This window comes from Cupriavidus taiwanensis (assembly GCF_900250075.1).
GTDB lineage: Bacteria > Pseudomonadota > Gammaproteobacteria > Burkholderiales > Burkholderiaceae > Cupriavidus > Cupriavidus taiwanensis_C.
Window position 1 is genome coordinate 921136 of record NZ_LT977070.1, and the last position, 17358, is coordinate 938493.

The 17358-nt window shown below is 70.3% G+C and carries 17 protein-coding genes; 14 read left to right on the top strand and 3 right to left on the bottom strand.

The window, feature by feature from the left end:
- Nucleotides 1-90: 90 nt before the first annotated feature.
- From CBM2588_RS04320 to CBM2588_RS04350, 7 genes are read left to right on the top strand one after another with little or no spacing between them, the layout of a single operon-like run.
- Nucleotides 91-861: an SDR family oxidoreductase gene (locus tag CBM2588_RS04320; protein ID WP_439897424.1), complete on the top strand. Its 771-nt coding sequence runs from the start codon at nucleotides 91-93 to the stop codon at nucleotides 859-861.
- A complete protein-coding gene (locus CBM2588_RS04325) occupies nucleotides 858-1499 on the top strand; it encodes a D-glycero-alpha-D-manno-heptose-1,7-bisphosphate 7-phosphatase (protein ID WP_115679510.1) in 642 nt (213 codons plus the stop codon). The genes CBM2588_RS04320 and CBM2588_RS04325 overlap by 4 nt, the downstream gene beginning before the upstream one ends.
- The gene (locus CBM2588_RS04330) at nucleotides 1496-2737 is read left to right on the top strand and encodes a glycosyltransferase family 9 protein (protein WP_115679511.1); all 1242 of its coding nucleotides are present in this window, start codon (nucleotides 1496-1498) and stop codon (nucleotides 2735-2737) included. Before CBM2588_RS04325 ends, CBM2588_RS04330 begins: the two co-directional genes overlap by 4 nt.
- Complete coding sequence (locus tag CBM2588_RS04335; protein WP_115679512.1) at nucleotides 2718-4475, top strand: carbamoyltransferase family protein; 1758 nt, start codon at nucleotides 2718-2720, stop codon at nucleotides 4473-4475. The genes CBM2588_RS04330 and CBM2588_RS04335 overlap by 20 nt, the downstream gene beginning before the upstream one ends.
- Nucleotides 4450-5448: a glycosyltransferase family 2 protein gene (locus CBM2588_RS04340; RefSeq protein WP_172583604.1), complete on the top strand. Its 999-nt coding sequence runs from the start codon at nucleotides 4450-4452 to the stop codon at nucleotides 5446-5448. Before CBM2588_RS04335 ends, CBM2588_RS04340 begins: the two co-directional genes overlap by 26 nt.
- Nucleotides 5445-6575 carry a glycosyltransferase family 9 protein gene (locus CBM2588_RS04345; RefSeq protein WP_172583557.1) on the top strand — a complete coding sequence of 377 codons (1131 nt, stop codon included), beginning with the start codon at nucleotides 5445-5447 and terminating at the stop codon, nucleotides 6573-6575. Before CBM2588_RS04340 ends, CBM2588_RS04345 begins: the two co-directional genes overlap by 4 nt.
- A complete protein-coding gene (locus CBM2588_RS04350; protein ID WP_115679514.1) occupies nucleotides 6568-7515 on the top strand; it encodes a glycosyltransferase family 4 protein in 948 nt (315 codons plus the stop codon). Before CBM2588_RS04345 ends, CBM2588_RS04350 begins: the two co-directional genes overlap by 8 nt.
- Nucleotides 7516-7530: 15 nt before the next feature.
- Here the strand turns inward: CBM2588_RS04350 and CBM2588_RS04355 are convergent, their stop codons facing one another.
- Nucleotides 7531-7944, bottom strand: coding sequence for a hypothetical protein (locus CBM2588_RS04355; protein WP_115681387.1), 414 nt, complete (start codon nucleotides 7942-7944; stop codon nucleotides 7531-7533).
- Nucleotides 7945-8029: 85 nt separating this feature from the next.
- Nucleotides 8030-8677 carry a recombinase family protein gene (locus CBM2588_RS04360; RefSeq protein ID WP_115679515.1) on the bottom strand — a complete coding sequence of 216 codons (648 nt, stop codon included), beginning with the start codon at nucleotides 8675-8677 and terminating at the stop codon, nucleotides 8030-8032.
- Nucleotides 8678-9037: 360 nt separating this feature from the next.
- Here CBM2588_RS04360 and CBM2588_RS04365 point away from each other — a divergent pair, with 360 nt between their 5' ends.
- Nucleotides 9038-9505, top strand: a complete 468-nt coding sequence (locus CBM2588_RS04365; protein WP_115679516.1) for a hemerythrin domain-containing protein — start codon at nucleotides 9038-9040, stop codon at nucleotides 9503-9505.
- Nucleotides 9506-9640: 135 nt separating this feature from the next.
- Complete coding sequence (fdxA, locus tag CBM2588_RS04370) at nucleotides 9641-9970, top strand: ferredoxin FdxA (RefSeq protein WP_115679517.1); 330 nt, start codon at nucleotides 9641-9643, stop codon at nucleotides 9968-9970.
- On the opposite strand, the gene CBM2588_RS04375 is transcribed toward fdxA, so the two are convergent.
- The gene (locus CBM2588_RS04375) at nucleotides 9967-11067 is read right to left on the bottom strand and encodes a substrate-binding domain-containing protein (RefSeq protein WP_115679518.1); all 1101 of its coding nucleotides are present in this window, start codon (nucleotides 11065-11067) and stop codon (nucleotides 9967-9969) included. The genes fdxA and CBM2588_RS04375 overlap by 4 nt on opposite strands.
- A 160-nt stretch (nucleotides 11068-11227) precedes the next feature.
- On the opposite strand from CBM2588_RS04375, the gene CBM2588_RS04380 reads away from it, so the two are divergent.
- Genes CBM2588_RS04380 through CBM2588_RS04400 form a run of 5 tightly spaced genes read left to right on the top strand, consistent with a single transcriptional unit; the run spans nucleotide 11228 to nucleotide 17344 of the window.
- Nucleotides 11228-11767: a formate dehydrogenase subunit gamma gene (locus CBM2588_RS04380; protein ID WP_115679519.1), complete on the top strand. Its 540-nt coding sequence runs from the start codon at nucleotides 11228-11230 to the stop codon at nucleotides 11765-11767.
- Nucleotides 11764-13326, top strand: coding sequence for a formate dehydrogenase beta subunit (locus CBM2588_RS04385; protein WP_115679520.1), 1563 nt, complete (start codon nucleotides 11764-11766; stop codon nucleotides 13324-13326). Before CBM2588_RS04380 ends, CBM2588_RS04385 begins: the two co-directional genes overlap by 4 nt.
- A 35-nt stretch (nucleotides 13327-13361) precedes the next feature.
- A complete protein-coding gene (fdhF, locus tag CBM2588_RS04390; protein ID WP_115679521.1) occupies nucleotides 13362-16241 on the top strand; it encodes a formate dehydrogenase subunit alpha in 2880 nt (959 codons plus the stop codon).
- Nucleotides 16242-16256: 15 nt separating this feature from the next.
- A complete protein-coding gene (gene fdhD, locus CBM2588_RS04395; protein WP_115679522.1) occupies nucleotides 16257-17123 on the top strand; it encodes a formate dehydrogenase accessory sulfurtransferase FdhD in 867 nt (288 codons plus the stop codon).
- Entirely contained in the window at nucleotides 17120-17344 is a 225-nt protein-coding gene (locus tag CBM2588_RS04400; protein WP_115679523.1) for a formate dehydrogenase subunit delta, read from the top strand. Before fdhD ends, CBM2588_RS04400 begins: the two co-directional genes overlap by 4 nt.
- The last annotated feature ends 14 nt before the right edge of the window (nucleotides 17345-17358 follow it).

Consider the following 17358-nt stretch of genomic DNA (forward strand, 5'->3'; position numbering starts at 1 on the left):
GCCAGGACCGATGTCCGATTCGTTGTCCGATTCGGTCCGATTCGTGGTCCGAATCACAGTCCACCACATACCCATCGCCAGGGAACCACCATGCCAACTTCGCAATCGCCACGACCCGCCGCGCACACCGAGGCCGCCATGCCGCTGCAGGACCGCACCTATCTCGTCAGCGGCGCGGGCCGCGGCCTGGGCGCCGCCATCTGCCGCACGCTGAGCGCGGCCGGCGCTGCCGTGATCGTGGCCGATATCGACGACAAGCTCGCGCGCGACAGCGCCGGCGGGCTGGCCGAGGCCGGCGCGCAGGCGTGGCCGCTGCACCTGGATGTCTCCGACCCCGCGTCCGTGCGCGCCGCCTTCGAAGCCGTGCGCGCGCGCGGCGGGCGCCTCGACGGCATCGTCAACAACGCCGCCATCGACATCACCCTGCCGGTGGATGAGGTCGATGCCGAGACCTGGCGCAAAGTGCTGATGGTCAACCTGTACGGCCCCTACCTGATGGCGCATGCCGCCGTGCCGGTACTGAAGGCGCAGGGCGGGGGGCATATCGTCAACATTGCCTCGACCGCGTCCAAGCGCGCGTGGCCCAATGCCTCGGCCTACCACGCGACCAAATGGGGGTTGCTGGGCTTCTCGCACGCGCTGCATGCGGAGCTGCGGCCGCACGGGATCAAGGTCTCGGCGATCGTCGCGGGCGGCATGCGCACGCCGTTCCTGCTGGACCGCTTTCCCGACATCGACCAGGGCAACCTGCAGGACCCGGCCAATGTCGCCAACGCGGTGCGCTTCGTGCTGACGCAGCCGGAAGAAACCGTGATCCCCGAGGTGATGGTGCTGCCCATGAAGGAGACCTCGTGGCCATGAGCCTCGCCGCCCCGCTACGCGCGGCCGTGCTGCTGGACAAGGACGGCACGGTACTGGACGACGTCCCTTACAACGTCGATCCGGCGCGCATGCGGTTTGCGCCAGGCGCCGCCGCCGCGCTGCGGCTGCTGGGCGGCCTGGGTCTGCCGCTGGTGGTGGTGACGAACCAGCCCGGCGTGGCCCATGGCCTGCATACCGAGGCCGAGCTGGTGCCAGTGCGTGAACGGCTGGCGGCCATGTTTGCCGAGCATGGCGCGGCGCTGAGCGGCTTCCTGTATTGCCCGCATCATCCCGAAGGGCAGGTGGCGCCCTACGCGCGCGCGTGCCTGTGTCGCAAGCCCATGCCCGGGCTGCTGCTGCAGGCGGCCGCGGCATGGCGGCTCGACCTGGCGCGGTCCTGGATGATCGGCGACATCCTCAATGACGTCGAGGCCGGCAACCGTGCCGGCTGCGCCACCGTGCTGGTCGACTGCGGCAACGAGACCGAATGGCAGCTTTCGCCCGCGCGCCAGGCCGACTACGTGGTGCCGACGCTCGACGCCGCCGCGCGCCTGGTGGTTGCGCGCACCCGGGCAGCGGATTCTGCCGGCGCTGCCGCATCGAGGGCCGCGTCACCATGCCGTGCGGAGGCGCCATGAAGTGGCAATCCGCGCGCAGCGTGCTGTGCGTGCGCCTCGACAATATGGGCGACGTGCTGATGAGCACGCCGGCGATGCAGGCCCTGGCCGATGCGCTGCCGGCCCGCCGGCTGACGCTGCTGACCTCGCACAGCGCGGCGGCCCTGGCGCCGCACCTGCCGATGGTCGGCCGCGTGCTGGCCTGGGACGCGCCCTGGGCCAGGCATGCCGAGGCCCGGGCGGCACCGGCGCCGGGGCCGGAGATTGCCGCCTGCGCGCGCTGGCTGGCGCGCTTTCGCTTCGACGCGGCCGTGATCTTTACCGTCTACAGCCAGAGCCCCTTGCCCGCCGCGGTACTGTGCGCGCTGGCGGGCATTCCGCTGCGGCTGGCCTGCTGCCGCGAAAACCCCTACACGCTGCTGAGCGACTGGGTCCCCGACACCGAGCCGGGCACGCAGCCGGGCCAGCGTCCGCGCCACGAGGCGCAGCGGCAGCTCGACCTGGTGGCGCAGGTAGGGGCCGTCGCACGCGAGACGCGCCTGCGCTTTCGCGTGCTGGCGGCGGACCGCACCGCGCTCGCCGGGCGCCTCGCCGCGATCCGCGGCGGCCGCAGCGGGCCGGTGGTGGTGGTGCATCCCGGCGCCAGCGCGCCGTCGCGGCGCTGGCCGCCGGCGCGCTTTGCCCAGGTGGCGCACGCGCTGGCGGTGAAGGCCGGCGCGCACGTGCTGGTGACGGGCGATGCCGCCGAGCACGACATCGTGCGCGCGGTCTGCGCCGCCGCCGGCCACGCGCGCGTGGTGCCGCTCGCCGGCGCCTTGCGCCTGGGCGAAATGGGCGCGTTGCTGGAAGCCGCCGACCTGCTGGTGTCGAACAACACCGGGCCGGTCCACCTGGCCGCCGCGCTGGGCACGCCGGTGGTGGACCTGTACGCGCTGACCAATCCGCAGCACACGCCGTGGCAGGTGCCGCACCGCACGCTGTTTGCCGATGTGCCGTGCCGCTATTGCTACAAGAGCATGTGCCCGCAGGGACACCATCGCTGCCTGGAAGACGTGCCGGCCGCGCACGCGGTGCAGGCCGCGCTGGCGCTGCTGGGCGGCAATCCCGACAGCATGCCCGCGGTCGAACTGCCGTGGCCGGGCGTGGGCGCGGCCGCAGCGGCGCCTGCCGAGTTCGATGCCGCGCCCGCGATGCCGGACGACAGTGCATCCCGCCACCTTCCACATGACGAGGCCGACCATGTACACCCTTGGCATTAACGCCGCCTACCATGACTCCGCCGCCTGCCTGGTGCGCGATGGCGAGGTCGTCGCCGCGGCGGAAGACGAGCGCTTCACCCATGTCAAGCACGGCAAGCGCCCGGTGCCGTTCACGGCGTGGGAGCTGCCGTTCCACGCCATCGACTATTGCCTGGGCGAGGCCGGCATCGCGCTGCGCGAGGTCGACCACGTCGCGTACGCGTTCGACCCCGCGCTGATGCTGGGCGCGCGCCGGCATGACGCCACCGTGACGCTGCCGCTGGAGCCGTCGGCGCACGGTGCTGCCAGCGGGCACGAGTCGCCGTGGGATCCGCTGTTCCTGTCGTACGTGGTCAACGCACCGCGGCAACTGGCGGGCGGCGCACCGCACCACCTCGCCGCGCGCTTTCGCGGCGTGCGCCACGATGGGCCGTTCCGCTGGCATTTCGTCGAGCACCACATGGGGCATGAAGCCAGCGCCTTCCTGGCGGCGCCGTTCGCGCGCTGCGCGGTGCTGACCATGGACGGCCGCGGCGAACGCGCCACCACCAGCTACGGCGTGTTCGACGGCAAGGAGTACCGGCGCATCAAGCAGATCGACCTGCCGGACTCGCTCGGCCTGCTGTACGAACGCGTCACGCGCCACCTGGGCTTCCTGCATTCGTCGGACGAGTACAAGGTGATGGCGCTGGCCTCCTACGGCAAGCCTGCGCACCTTGGGGTGTTCCGCGACATGGTCCGGCGCGATGCCGAAGGCGGTTACCGCGTGGCGCAGCCCGACCTGGAAGCGTTGCTGGGGCCGCCGCGCCAGCGCGGCGAGGACTTCGGCGCCGCGCATTTCGATATCGCGCGCTCGCTGCAGGAGGTGCTGGAGGAAACCGTGGTCGGCATGACCACCTGGCTGGCCGAGGCCACCGGCGAACGGCAGCTGGCCATGGCCGGCGGGGTGGCGCTGAACTGCGTGATGAATGCGCGCGTGCGCGACCGGAGCCCGTTCGACGAGGTCTGGGTGCAGCCCGCCGCCGGCGATGCCGGCACCGCGCTGGGCGCGGCGCTGTGGATCGACTTCCTGCAACGCGGACGCCCGGCGCGGCAATGGTCCATGGAACACGCCTACCTGGGCCCGGCGTATGGCGAGGACGAGATCGCGGCCTTCCTCGACTGGGCCAGGCTGCCTTACCGCCGGCTCGATGACCTGGCCGGGCAGACCGCCGAGTTGCTGGCGCAGAACAAGATCATCGGCTGGTTCCAGGGCCGCATGGAGTTCGGCCCGCGCGCGCTGGGCGCGCGCTCGATCCTGGCCTCGCCGATCGATCCGGGCATGCAGCAGCGGCTGAACCAGATCAAGGACCGCGAAGACTTCCGCCCGGTGGCGCCGGTGGTGATGCAGGAGCGCGCGCCCGAGTGGTTCAGCGCGGCCAAGCCCGGCCGCGGCGAAGCGCCGTTCATGCTGTTCATCTACGACGTGCGTCCCGAGCAGGCGGCGCGCATCCCGGCGGTCTGCCACGTCGACGGCACCGCGCGCGTGCAGACCGTGCGCCGCGAGCAGAACCCGGCCTATTACGATTTGCTGGCCGCGTTCGAGCGCCGCACCGGCGTGCCGATCCTGGTCAACACCTCGTTCAACACGCGCGGCGAGCCCATCGTGTGCACCCCCCGCGATGCGGTCGAGTGCTTCTGGACTTCGCCGCTGGACGCCCTGGTGATCGGCCCGTTCCTGCTGGAAAAGCCCGCTGGAGGCGCCCATGGACAGGCCTGAGCCAAGGGTCGCGGTGGTGGTGCCCACCTGGCGCCGGCCGGCGCTGCTGGCGCGCTGCCTGCAGGCGCTGTGCGCGCAGCGCCTGCCCGCGCACGCGTACGAGATCATCGTTGCCGACGATGGCTGCGAGGCCCGTATCGAACGGCTGGTGGCGCTGATGGCGGCGCAACATCCGCACCATGCGCTGCGCTATGTGCCGGTGCCGGGCACGCAGGGGCCGTCGGGTGCGCGCAATGCCGGCTGGCGCCGCGCGCGCGCGTCCGTGATTGCGTTTACCGACGACGACACCGTGCCGGACCCGGGCTGGCTCGAAGCGGGCTGCGCGGCGCTGGCGAAGCAGCCGGAGTGCTGCGCCGTGGCAGGCACCGTGCACGTGCCGCTGCCGGCGCGGCCGACCGACCACGAGCGCGATACCGGCGGCCTTGCGCACGCCGAGTTCGTCACCGCCAATTGCTTCGTCCGGCGCGACGCGCTGTTGCGCATCGGCGGCTTCGACGAGCGCTTCACGCGCGCGTGGCGCGAGGATTCGGACCTGCAGTTCCGGCTGATCGAGCAGGTCTGCCCGGTGGGGCGAGCGCCCGCGGCCGTGGTGGCGCATCCGGTGCGTCCGGCCGCATGGGGCAGCAGCGTGGCGGCGCAGGCCAAGGTGTATTTCGACGCGCTGCTGTACAAGAAGCATCCGCGCCTGTACCGGCAGCGCATTCGCCGCGTGCCGCCCTGGCATTACTACGTGACGGTGCTGGCGCTGCTGGCCGCGCCGAGCGCATGGCTGGCGGGCGCGCCGGCCGTGGCCGCGGCGGCGGGCCTGCTGTGGCTCGGATTTACCGCGGCATTCTGCGCGCGGCGCCTGCGCGGCGCGGCGCTGACGCCGGCCCATGTGGCCGAGATGGCGTTCACCTCCATGCTGATACCGCCGCTGTCGCTTTACTGGCGGCTGCGCGGCGCGCTGGCCTTCCGGGTGGTGTTCCTATGAACGCACGCGTGGAGCCGGTCACGGCCTTGCCCCTCGCACGGCATCCGCAGCAGGCGGCGCGGCGCGGCGCGGCGCCGGCGCGCGCGCGGCGCATCGCGGTGTTCCGCGCGCTCCAGCTGGGCGACATGCTGTGCGCGGTGCCGGCGCTGCGGGCGCTGCGCGCGGGCGAGCCCGAGGCCCGCATCACGCTGATCGGCCTGCCGTGGGCACAGGAGTTCGTGTCGCGCTTCAGTGCGCTGGTGGATGACCTGATGGTGTTTCCCGGCGCACCGGGGATGCCGGAACAGCCTTGCGCCGAGGCCGCCGCCGGCCCGTTCTACGCGGCCGCGCACGCCGCGCGCTTCGACTTGGCGATCCAGCTGCACGGCAGCGGCGCGCTCACCAACGCCGTGGTGCAGCGCCTGGGCGCCCGGCGCATGGCCGGCTTCTGTCCGGACCCCGCCGCGGCGCGCTGCAGCCGCGCCGGCGTGCTGGTGCCGTGGCCGCAGGGCAACGAGGTCGAGCGGCTGCTGGCGCTGATGCAGGCGCTGGGCTATCCGTGCGCGGACCGCAGCCTGGCGTTTCCGCTGCGTCCGCTCGACCGCGCCAGCTGGCGGCTGCTGGCCGCCGAGCATGGGCTGGTTGCCGGCGAATACGTCTGCCTGCACGCGGGCGCGCGCATGCTGTCGCGGCGCTGGCCGGTGGAGCGCTTTGCCGAGGCCGGGCGCGCGCTGCGGCGCCACTGGAAGGTGGTGCTGACCGGCAGCCGCGACGAGGCCGCGCTGGTGGCGCAGCTGGCGCGGCGCCTGGGCAAGCCGGTGGTCAACCTGTGCGGGCAGACCGCGCTGGGCACGCTGGCCGCGCTGATCCGCGATGCACGCCTGCTGCTGTGCAATGACACCGGCGCTTCGCATATCGCCGCGGCAGTGGGCACGCCCAGCGTGGTGGTGTCCTGCGGCAGCGACAGCGCGCGCTGGGCGCCGCTCGACACCACGCTGCACCGCGTGCTGGCGGACCAGCCCGCATGCCGCCCATGCATGCACCAGCGCTGCCCGCTCGCGGGGCACCCGTGTGCGTCGAACATCAGCGTGGCCAGCGTGGTGGAAGCCGCGCTGGCGCTGGCGTCCCGGGAGCGCGGCCATGGCTAGGCGGCTGCGCATCCTGACCTGGCACGTGCACGGTAACTACCTGTATTACCTGTCGCAGATCCCGCACGAGCTGTACCTGGTCACGCGCGATGACGGCACGCCCGGCTATGCCGGCGCCGGCGGCGCGCTGCCGTGGGGGGCCAACGTGCACGAGGTGCCTTACGATGCGGTCCCGGCCGGCCGCTTCGACTGCGTGCTGTACCAGCACCGCCACCATTACGAGCATGACCGCGCGGACCTGCTCAGCGCCGCGCAGCGCGCGCTGCCGGCGATCTACCTGGAACACGATCCGCCGCAGGAACACCCGACCAACACGCGCCATCCGGTGCAGGACCCGTCGATGCTGCTGGTGCACGTGACGCCGTTCAACGCGCTGATGTGGAACAGCGGCGTCACGCCGTGCCGCGTGATCGAGCACGGCGTGCTGGTCGACGAGGCGGTGCGCTACAGCGGCGAACTGGCGCGCGGCATCAGCGTGGTCAACCACCTGTCGCGGCGCGGCCGCCGCCTCGGCGCCGACCTGTTCGCGCGCGTGCGCGAGCAGGTGCCGCTGGACCTGGTCGGGATGGCGGCGCAGGAGGCGGGGGGACTGGGCGAGATACCGAACCCGGAACTGGCGGCGTTTGTCGCGCGCTACCGCTTCTTCTTCAACCCGATCCGCTACACCAGCCTGGGGCTGGCGGTGGTGGAGGCGATGATGCTTGGGGTGCCGGTGGTGGGCCTGGCCACCACCGAGCTGGCCACGGTGATCCAGAGCGGCAACAACGGCTATGTCGATACCCGCGTCGAGGTGCTGGTCAGAGTGATGCGCGAACTGCTGGACGATCCGGAACTGGCGCGCGCCTGGGGCGAGCGCGGCTGCCGGCTGGCGCGCGAGCGCTTCGGCATCGGCCGCTTCGTGGCGGAGTGGGACGAGACGCTGCGCGCGGTCTGCGCGTGACCTCGCCCCGTGCCGTCAGGCCGGACCGCCGTGGCCGTGGAGCCTCGCGCGGCTGCCCGACGACGCCGTGCAGCACACCAGGTAGTAGGCGCGCTTGAACTGCAGCGCGGCTTCCAGCCGGCGTCCGGCGGCCGCTTCGGCGAACGCCGCCTGCAGGCAGCGTTCGATGCTGTCGGCGGTGCCATCCTGCTCGAACAGTCCCGGTGCGCGCTGCTCCCATAGCCGCATCAGCACGGCGCGGCGCTGCGCCAGGGTGTGCGGCGGCCAGCCGTGGTCGCGGCTGAGCAGTTCTACCCGCGTCGCCAGCAGCGTTTCCAGCAGCAGGGTAGGCCTTGCCAGGCGCGCGCGCAGGGGCGTGGCCGCGGCCGGCACGGTGGCATCGACCAGTGCCGCGGGCAGGTCCATGGCGTTGGGGGGGAGGTCGGTCATGGCAGCCAGCCAAATGAAGCCGGGCAAGCGGCCGGGCATGCAGCGGAGCGCGACACCAGCGTGCCGCGCGTTGTGGCGGCGGGTTTCATTCCGTCGCCGTTTCGGTGGCGGATTCTTCGGCGTCGGCCAGTGCGATGGCCGCCGCGCGCTGCGCCAGCGGCTCGGCCGCCCGGATGCGCAGCACGGTCTGGCGCGAGGTGCTGAAGCGCCGCGCGGTCTCGCTGACCGAATAGCCTGCCGACAGCGCGCTCAGGATCGCGTGGCGCTGCTCGGGCGTGTGCTTGGGCGGACGGCCCACCTGGCGCCCCATGGCCTTGGCCGCGGCCAGGCTTTCGCGCACGCGCACGCTGCGGGTCGCGCCTTCGAGCGCCGCGACCGCACGCAAGACCTCGACCGCGTCGGGCGGCGTCGCGCTGGCGAGGTCATCGCGCGACAGCTGCACGCAGTACAGCGCCACGCCCAGCAGGCGGAAGCGCCGGACCGTGGCCAGCACTTCGGGCACGCTCCAGCCCAGGCTGCACAGGCGCAGCGCAACCACCGCGTCGCCCGGCTGCACCTGGTGCTGCAGCGCGCGCAGGCGCGAGCGCTGCAGTGCCGGCACCGAGGCGGGCGCGGCCTCCCAGAACACGTGTTGCGGGTCGACGCCATAGCCGGCGGCGCTAGCGGCCTGCAGTTCATCCTGGATCGCCGACGCTGCATCGGCGCAATTGGAGTAGAGGAAGGTGGTCGGCATGATGGTGTCGGACGGCGCGCGCGCCGCACGCTGGTGAGAGCGGTCCGGGCAGAGGATTCTGTTCCGGCTGGTTGCGGGATAACGCAACGGTTGCCATAGCTGCCGCAACTTTCATGCCGCGCGTCACGCCTCTCCTCAAAGCGGTGCAACGCCATACCCGTGGGCAAAGACGATGCGGACATGCCATGCGCGGCCCCACGCGCCGTCGCGGGCACAATTACAAGGCTTCGCGCAGGAATTGCAATGACACGCAGGCCGGCCCGCCATGCGCGCGCCGCGGCGCCTGATGCGGCGCGGGCACGGAATCTGCCTTCCTTGCGGGGCGAAGCCGGAGTGCCGGCTCCCCACCAGGAGAGAACCGTGGACAAGTCGAAGATCCCCGCAGACCAGGCCGAGGCACTCGGTGCCTTGATGGACGACCACCGTGCGGTCAAGAAGCAGTTCAAGGCGTTCAAGGACACCGACGACCGCGACGAGAAGGAATCGATCGCGCTCGACGTGTGCCACCAGCTCACGGTGCACGCCACCATCGAGGAAGAAATTTTCTACCCGGCGTTGCGGGGCGTCAGCGAAGAAATCGATGACATGCTGGACGAGGCCCAGGTCGAGCACCAGGTCGCCAAGGACCTGATCGCCGCGATCGAGGAGGACCCCGCCGGCGACATGCTCGAGGCCAGCTTCACGGTGCTGTCGGAATATGTTTCCCACCACGTCGAGGAAGAGGAAGGCGAGCTGTTCAAGAACGTGATCAAGGAAAAGGTCGACCTGCGCGAGGTGGCGCAGACCATGGCCGCGCGCAAGGAAGAGCTGATGCGCGAGACCGCCTGACGCGGCGGTGCCGGGCGGGCGCGGCGCCCGGCCGCTTCAGCGGATTTGAAGAAGTCGCACAAGCCGGGGTGCTCCACGCGCCCCGGCCGGCCGTTACCATCACGCACTGTTTCCATGCCGTGCCGTAACTGCCCAATGACCTTTGTCGTGACGGATGCCTGCATCCAGTGCCGCCATACCGACTGCGTCGAAGTCTGCCCGATGTCGTGCTTCCACGAAGGGCCGAACTTCCTTGCCATCGATCCCGACCAATGCATTGACTGCTCGATGTGCGTGCCGTTGTGCCCCGTCGGCGCGATCTATTCCGAGCATGACCTGCCGGAAGCCCAGCGCCATTTCCTGGCGCTCAACGCCGAGCTGTCGCGACGGCCCGACTGGCTGCCGCTGATGAAGGCGAAGGGACCGCTGCCCGACCACGAGCAATGGGCCGGCCATCCTGACCGCCTGTCGTTGCTGCGGCGCTAGCGCTGCGGCGTGTCGCGGTAGTCCGGGAAGGCTTCCGGCAAGGTCTGCACGGTGCCGGTCAGGGTGCCGTCATAGCCGGGCAGCGCGTTGACGCGCTGGCGGAAGGCCTCGCTGGTCAGCGCCCCGACCGCGCCGGCCAGCGCCGCGCTGCGCAGCTTGGCGCGCTCGATCGCAAAGAAGTAGCGCTCCTTGATCACCGGCACGAAGGCCATCCCGAAGCGCCGCGCCGCGGTCTCCACGCCGAAGCCCACGTCGGCCATGCCACTGCCGATGTACGCCGCCACCGCGGCGTGGGTGAATTCGCCATTGCTGTAGCCCTCGATGCGCGCGCCGTCGATGCCGCGCGCCGCCAGCATCAGGTCCAGCAGCAGCCGCGTGCCGGAGCCGACCTGCCGGTTGACGAAGCGCACCTCGCGCCGGGTCAGGTCCTCGAGCGTGTGGATGCCGAGCGGGTTGCCCGGCCGCACGAACAGTCCCTGGCTGCGCACCGCCAGGTGCACCAGGCAGTGGGTTTCGGGCTTGAGCCAGGTGGTGAAGTGGCGCCACATGCCGTGCTCGAACTCGCCCACCGGCACATGGAAGCCGGCGATGTCGCAGGCGCCCTCGGCCAGCGCGGCCACGGCCTCGACGCTGCCGCAGTACTTCAGGTCGTGCCGCACCTGCTGCTCGTCGAGGAAGTCGCGCAGCGCCGCCACCGCGAAGCCGTGGCTGGCATGCAGCCGTGCCGTCGCCTCCGGCTGCGCCATCAGCTTCTTCAGCTCGATCTCCAGTTCGGACGCCAGGCTGTCCAGCGTCGGCGACAGCCGCGCCCCGATCCGCTTGCTGGCCCACACCAGCTGCTGCGCCAGCGGCGTCAGCGCGCTGCCGCGCCCGCGCGTCTTGTCGATCAGCGGGCCGCCGAACAGCGCCTCGGCATCGCGCAGGATGCCCCAGGCATAGCGGTACGACAGCGACACCGCCTGGGCCGACTGGCTGATGCTGCCGGATTCGCCGATATGGCCGAGCAGGGCCACCAGCCGGGACACGTCCAGCGGCTCGGCGCCCGGCCGGGCGTCGTCCCGGATCTGCAGGTGGGGTTGGATCGAGATGCGGATCATATGTAGAAAATAGCTTATTGAAGGGCCGCTGTCACTCTCATATAGTCCGCCTAACGGGCGAAACGGCGATCCGGTAGCCCGGAAATAGGAAAAAAATAGCATATAAGCGGGATCCGGCAGGCACTTTGGCCGGTCCTGGCGAGCCCTCACAGGAGACGCCATGCCAGACATCGCCCCCCACGCACCCCGTGCCCCCGGTGCCCCGGCATCCGCCGATGCCGCGCACATTGCCGCCATCGTCGCGGCACGCCAGCACATGCCGGGCGCCCTGCTGCCGATCCTGCACGAGATCCAGGACACCCAGGGCTTTATTCCCGACACCGCCGTGCCCGTGATCGCGCGCGCGCTGAACCTGTCGCGCGCCGAGGTGCACGGTGTGATCACCTTCTACCATCACTTCCGCCAGCAGCCCGCCGGTCGCCACGTGGTGCAGGTGTGCCGGGCCGAGGCGTGCCAGGCCGTGGGCGCCGAGGCGCTGGCCGAGCACGCGCAGCGCGCGCTGGGCTGCGGCTTCCACGAAACCAGCGCGGACGGGCAGGTGACGCTGGAGCCGGTCTATTGCCTGGGCCAGTGCGCCTGCGGCCCGGCAGTGATGGTGGGCGAACAGTTGCACGGCTATGTCGATGCGGCGCGCTTCGACGCGCTGGTGCGCGCGCTGCGCGCGCCGTCGACTCCGGCAGAAACGGAGGCGCAGGCATGAGCAAGGTCACCACTCTCTTCGTGCCGCGCGACTCGACCGCGCTGGCGCTGGGCGCCGACGAGGTCGCGCGCGCCATCGCCAGCGAAGCCGCCGCGCGCGGCGAGGCCGTGCGCATCGTGCGCAACGGCTCGCGCGGCATGTTCTGGCTCGAGCCGCTGGTCGAGGTGCAGACCGATGCCGGCCGCGTGGCCTACGGCCCGGTCGGCGTGGCCGACGTGCCGGGGCTGTTCGATGCCGGCCTGCTGCAGGGCGGCGCGCACGCGCTGGCACACGGCCCGACCGAGCAGATCCCGTTCCTGCAACGGCAGGAGCGCCTGACCTTCGCCCGCGTCGGCATCACCGATCCGCTGTCGCTGGACGACTACCGTGCGCACGAGGGCTACGCCGGCCTGGAACGCGCGCTGGCGATGCAGCCCGCCGAGATCGTGCAGGAAGTCACCGACTCCGGCCTGCGCGGCCGTGGCGGCGCCGCGTTCCCGACCGGCATCAAGTGGAAGACGGTGCTCGGCGCCCAGTCCGCCATCAAGTACATCGTCTGCAATGCCGACGAAGGCGATTCAGGCACCTTCTCCGACCGCATGGTGATGGAAGACGACCCCTTCATGCTGATCGAAGGCATGACCATCGCCGGCCTGGCGGTGGGCGCGGAGCAGGGCTACATCTACTGCCGTTCCGAATACCCGCACGCGATCGCCGTGCTGGAAAGCGCGATCGGCATCGCCCTCGCCGCGGGCTGGCTCGGCGACGACATCCGCGGCAGCGGCAGGCGCTTCCATCTCGAAGTGCGCAAGGGCGCCGGCGCCTATGTCTGCGGCGAGGAAACCGCGCTGCTGGAAAGCCTGGAAGGCCGGCGCGGCGTGGTGCGCGCCAAGCCCCCGCTGCCGGCGCTGAAGGGGCTGTTCGGCCAGCCCACGGTGATCAACAACGTGATTTCGCTGGCCACGGTGCCGGTGATCCTGGCGCGCGGCGCGCAGTTCTACCGCGACTTCGGCATGGGGCGCTCGCGCGGCACGCTGCCGTTCCAGCTGGCCGGCAACATCCGGCACGGCGGGCTGGTGGAGAAGGCGTTCGGCGTCACGCTGCGCGAGCTGCTGGTCGATTACGGCGGCGGCACCCGCAGCGGCCGCGCGATCCGCGCGGTGCAGGTGGGCGGGCCGCTGGGCGCCTACCTGCCCGAGTCGCGCTTCGACGTGCCGCTGGACTATGAAGCCTATGCCGCGTTCGGCGGGGTGGTCGGCCACGGCGGCATCGTGGTGTTCGACGAGACCGTCGACATGGCCAGGCAGGCGCGCTACGCGATGGAGTTCTGCGCGATCGAATCGTGCGGCAAATGCACGCCGTGCCGGATCGGCTCGACCCGCGGCGTCGAAGTGATGGACCGCATCATTGCCGGCGAGCAGCCGGTGCGGCATGTGCAGCTGGTGCGCGACCTGTGCGACACCATGCTCAACGGCTCGCTGTGCGCGATGGGCGGCATGACGCCGTACCCGGTGCTGTCCGCGCTGAACGAATTCCCCGAGGACTTCGGCCTCGCATCCAATCCGGCCAGGGCCGCCTGAGCCAGGTCCGGCAGAGACACGGGAGACCAACCGCCATGAACGCCCGCAACGAGATTGATTTCGGCACACCCGCCAGCCCCTCGACCGACATGGTCACCCTGGAGGTCGACGGCGTCAGCGTCACCGTGCCGGCCGGCACGTCGGTGATGCGCGCCGCAATGGAGGCGCAGATCGCCGTGCCCAAGCTGTGCGCCACCGACAGCCTCGAAGCCTTCGGCTCGTGCCGGCTGTGCCTGGTCGAGATCGAGGGGCGGCGCGGCTATCCGGCCTCGTGCACCACGCCGGTGGAAGCCGGCATGAAGGTGAAGACCCAGAGCGACAAGCTTGCCGACCTGCGCCGCGGGGTGATGGAACTGTATATCTCCGACCACCCGCTCGATTGCCTGACCTGCCCCACCAACGGCAACTGCGAGCTGCAGGACATGGCCGGCGTGGTCGGCCTGCGCGAGGTGCGCTACAACGACGGCGGGCCGGAATCGGCCCCGATCGCCACGCACACGCAGATGAAGAAGGACGAGTCCAATCCCTACTTCACCTACGACCCGTCCAAGTGCATCGTCTGCAACCGCTGCGTGCGTGCCTGCGAAGAAACCCAGGGCACGTTCGCGCTGACCATCAGCGGCCGCGGCTTCGATTCCCGCGTCTCGCCCGGCACCAGCCAGCCGTTCATGGAGTCGGACTGCGTCTCGTGCGGCGCCTGCGTGCAGGCGTGCCCGACCGCGACGCTGACCGAGACTTCCATCATCAAGCTGGGCCAGCCTTCGCACAGCACCGTGACCACCTGCGCCTATTGCGGCGTGGGCTGTTCGTTCAAGGCCGAGATGAAAGGCAATGAAGTGGTGCGCATGGTGCCGTACAAGGACGGCAAGGCCAACGAGGGCCACGCCTGCGTCAAGGGCCGCTTTGCCTGGGGCTACGCCACCCACAAGGACCGCATCCTCAAGCCAATGATCCGGGCGAAAATTACCGACCCGTGGCGCGAGGTGTCGTGGGAAGAGGCGATCGACTATGCCGCGTCCGAGTTCAAGCGGATCCAGGCAAAGCACGGCAAGGACTCGATCGGCGGCATCGTGTCGTCGCGCTGCACCAACGAAGAGGGCTACCTGGTGCAGAAGCTGGTGCGCGCCGCGTTCGGCAACAACAACGTCGACACCTGCGCGCGCGTATGCCATTCGCCGACCGGCTACGGCCTGAAGCAGACCCTGGGCGAATCGGCGGGCACGCAGACCTTCAAGTCGGTCGAGAAGGCCGACGTGATCATGGTGATCGGCGCCAACCCGACCGATGGCCACCCCGTGTTCGCCTCGCGCATGAAGAAGCGCCTGCGCGCCGGCGCGAAGCTGATCGTGGTCGATCCGCGCCGCATCGACCTGGTCGATTCGCCGCATATCCGCGCCGACTTCCACCTGCAGCTGCGCCCGGGCACCAACGTCGCGCTGGTGACCTCGCTGGCGCACGTGATCGTCACCGAAGGCCTGCTCAACGAAGCCTTTATCGCCGAGCGCTGCGAGGATCGCGCGTTCGGGCAGTGGCGCGACTTTGTCGCGCTGCCGGAGAACTCGCCCGAAGCCATGGAAAGCGTCACCGGCATCCCCGCGGACCAGCTGCGCGGCGCGGCGCGCCTGTACGCCACCGGCGGCAACGCCGCGATCTACTACGGCCTGGGCGTGACCGAGCATGCGCAAGGCTCCACCACCGTGATGGGCATCGCCAACCTCGCCATGGCCACCGGCAATATCGGCCGCGAAGGCGTGGGCGTGAACCCGCTGCGCGGGCAGAACAACGTGCAGGGTTCGTGCGATATCGGCTCGTTCCCGCATGAACTGCCGGGCTATCGCCACGTGTCGGACTCGACCGTGCGCGGCCTGTTCGAAGACGCCTGGAACGTCGAGATCAGCCCCGAGCCAGGCCTGCGCATCCCCAATATGTTCGAGGCCGCGCTGGCGGGCAGCTTCAAGGGCCTGTACTGCCAGGGCGAGGACATCGTGCAGTCCGACCCGAACACGCAGCACGTGTCCGAGGCGCTGTCGTCGATGGAATGCATCGTGGTGCAGGACATATTCCTCAACGAGACCGCCAAGTACGCGCACGTGTTCCTGCCGGGCTCGTCGTTCCTGGAAAAGGACGGCACCTTCACCAATGCCGAGCGCCGCATCTCGCGCGTGCGCAAGGTGATGCCGCCCAAGGCGCGCTATGCCGACTGGGAGGCCACCATGCTGCTGGCCAATGCGCTCGGCTATCCAATGGACTACCAGCATCCGTCCGAGATCATGGACGAGATCGCGCGGCTGACGCCGACCTTCGCCGGCGTCAGCTACCAGCGGCTGGAACAGCTGGGCAGCATCCAGTGGCCGTGCAATGCCGACGCGCCGGAAGGCACGCCGACCATGCATATCGATGCCTTCGTGCGCGGCAAGGGCAAGTTCATCATCACCAAGTACGTGCCCACCACCGAGAAGATCACGCGCGCCTTCCCGCTGATCCTGACCACCGGGCGCATCCTGTCGCAATACAACGTCGGCGCGCAGACGCGGCGCACCGACAACGTCTACTGGCATGCCGAGGACCGGCTGGAGATCCATCCGCACGATGCCGAGGAGCGCGGCATCAAGGACGGCGACTGGGTCGGCGTGCAGAGCCGTGCCGGCGATACGGTGTTGCGCGCCATCGTCAGCGAGCGCATGCAGCCGGGCGTGGTCTACACCACCTTCCACTTCCCGGAATCCGGCGCCAACGTGATCACTACCGACAACTCCGACTGGGCCACCAACTGCCCGGAGTACAAGGTGACCGCGGTGCAGGTGCTGCCGGTGGCGCAGCCGTCGGCGTGGCAGCGGGAGTATCAGCAGTTCAACACCCAGCAGCTGCAACTGCTGGAAGCCGCCAGCGCCGACCCGGCGCAGGCCGCGGGCTGAGCGGAGGGCCGCGCCATGATGCGCTGCATGCAGTCGCCGGAAGTTGATCCGGCCGCGGCGGAAGACGCCGTGCCCGCCACTCACAGCACCTTTGCGGTCAGCCGCTGGCGCCGCGGCGAGCTGATGCTGAGCCCCGATGAAGTGGCCGAGGAAGTGCCGGTCGCGCTGGTGTACAACGGCATCTCGCACGCGGTGATGCTGGCGACGCCGGCCGACCTTGAGGACTTTGCGCTCGGGTTCAGCCTTGGCGAAGGCATCGTTACCCGTGCCGCCGATGTCTATGACATCGAAATCGACACGCGCGAGGAAGGCATCGCGGTGCAGCTGGAGATCGCATCGGAAGCCTTCATGCGGCTCAAGGACCGGCGCCGCACGCTGGCCGGACGCACCGGCTGCGGGCTATGCGGCACCGAATCGCTGGAACAGGTGATGCGCCTGCCGGCACCGGTGCGCAGCGATGCCAGCTTCCATACCGACGTGATCCAGGCCGCCTTCGTGCAACTGCAACTGCGGCAGGAGCTGCAGCAACACACGGGTGCGACCCACGCTGCCGCATGGCTGCGTGCCGATGGCCATGTATCACTGGTGCGCGAAGACGTGGGCCGCCACAACGCGCTGGACAAGCTCGCGGGCGCGCTCGCCCGCAGCGGCGAGGACATCTCCAGCGGCGCCGTGCTGGTGACCAGCCGCGCAAGCTATGAAATGGTACTGAAGACCGCCGCCATCGGCGCCGGCGTGCTGGCAGCAGTGTCCGCACCGACGGCGCTGGCCGTGCGGCTTGCCGAACAAGCCGAGATCACCCTGGCCGGCTTCGTGCGCGCCGGCGCGCACGTGGTGTACGCCCATCCCCAACGCCTGCAGCACGAAGTGAGTCTGGCATGAAGATCGATAACCTTGTCACCATGGCCAACCAGATCGGCAGCTTCTTCGAAGCCATGCCCGATCGCGAGGAGGCGGTCGCGGATATTGCCGGGCACATCAAGCGCTTCTGGGAACCGCGCATGCGCCGGGCCTTGCTCGGGCATGTCGATGCCGATGCCGGCCGCGGGCTGCTGGAGATCGTGCAAGAAGCACTGGGCCGGCACCGGGCCATGCTGGAGTAGCGGGCGCCGGTCCC

What these genes read in the sequence shown, in the direction of transcription:
- CBM2588_RS04320 (WP_439897424.1), top strand. Translation starts at nt 91, where the DNA reads ATGCCAACTTCGCAATCGCCACGACCCGCCGCGCACACCGAGGCCGCC.
- CBM2588_RS04360 (WP_115679515.1), bottom strand. Translation starts at nt 8,677, where the DNA reads ATGCCGACCACCTTCCTCTACTCCAATTGCGCCGATGCAGCGTCGGCG.
- CBM2588_RS04400 (WP_115679523.1), top strand. Translation starts at nt 17,120, where the DNA reads ATGAAGATCGATAACCTTGTCACCATGGCCAACCAGATCGGCAGCTTC.
- CBM2588_RS04385 (WP_115679520.1), top strand. Translation starts at nt 11,764, where the DNA reads ATGAGCAAGGTCACCACTCTCTTCGTGCCGCGCGACTCGACCGCGCTG.
- fdhD (WP_115679522.1), top strand. Translation starts at nt 16,257, where the DNA reads ATGATGCGCTGCATGCAGTCGCCGGAAGTTGATCCGGCCGCGGCGGAA.
- fdhF (WP_115679521.1), top strand. Translation starts at nt 13,362, where the DNA reads ATGAACGCCCGCAACGAGATTGATTTCGGCACACCCGCCAGCCCCTCG.
- CBM2588_RS04355 (WP_115681387.1), bottom strand. Translation starts at nt 7,944, where the DNA reads ATGACCGACCTCCCCCCCAACGCCATGGACCTGCCCGCGGCACTGGTC.
- CBM2588_RS04335 (WP_115679512.1), top strand. Translation starts at nt 2,718, where the DNA reads ATGTACACCCTTGGCATTAACGCCGCCTACCATGACTCCGCCGCCTGC.
- CBM2588_RS04330 (WP_115679511.1), top strand. Translation starts at nt 1,496, where the DNA reads ATGAAGTGGCAATCCGCGCGCAGCGTGCTGTGCGTGCGCCTCGACAAT.
- fdxA (WP_115679517.1), top strand. Translation starts at nt 9,641, where the DNA reads ATGACCTTTGTCGTGACGGATGCCTGCATCCAGTGCCGCCATACCGAC.
- CBM2588_RS04380 (WP_115679519.1), top strand. Translation starts at nt 11,228, where the DNA reads ATGCCAGACATCGCCCCCCACGCACCCCGTGCCCCCGGTGCCCCGGCA.
- CBM2588_RS04325 (WP_115679510.1), top strand. Translation starts at nt 858, where the DNA reads ATGAGCCTCGCCGCCCCGCTACGCGCGGCCGTGCTGCTGGACAAGGAC.
- CBM2588_RS04375 (WP_115679518.1), bottom strand. Translation starts at nt 11,067, where the DNA reads ATGATCCGCATCTCGATCCAACCCCACCTGCAGATCCGGGACGACGCC.
- CBM2588_RS04345 (WP_172583557.1), top strand. Translation starts at nt 5,445, where the DNA reads ATGAACGCACGCGTGGAGCCGGTCACGGCCTTGCCCCTCGCACGGCAT.
- CBM2588_RS04350 (WP_115679514.1), top strand. Translation starts at nt 6,568, where the DNA reads ATGGCTAGGCGGCTGCGCATCCTGACCTGGCACGTGCACGGTAACTAC.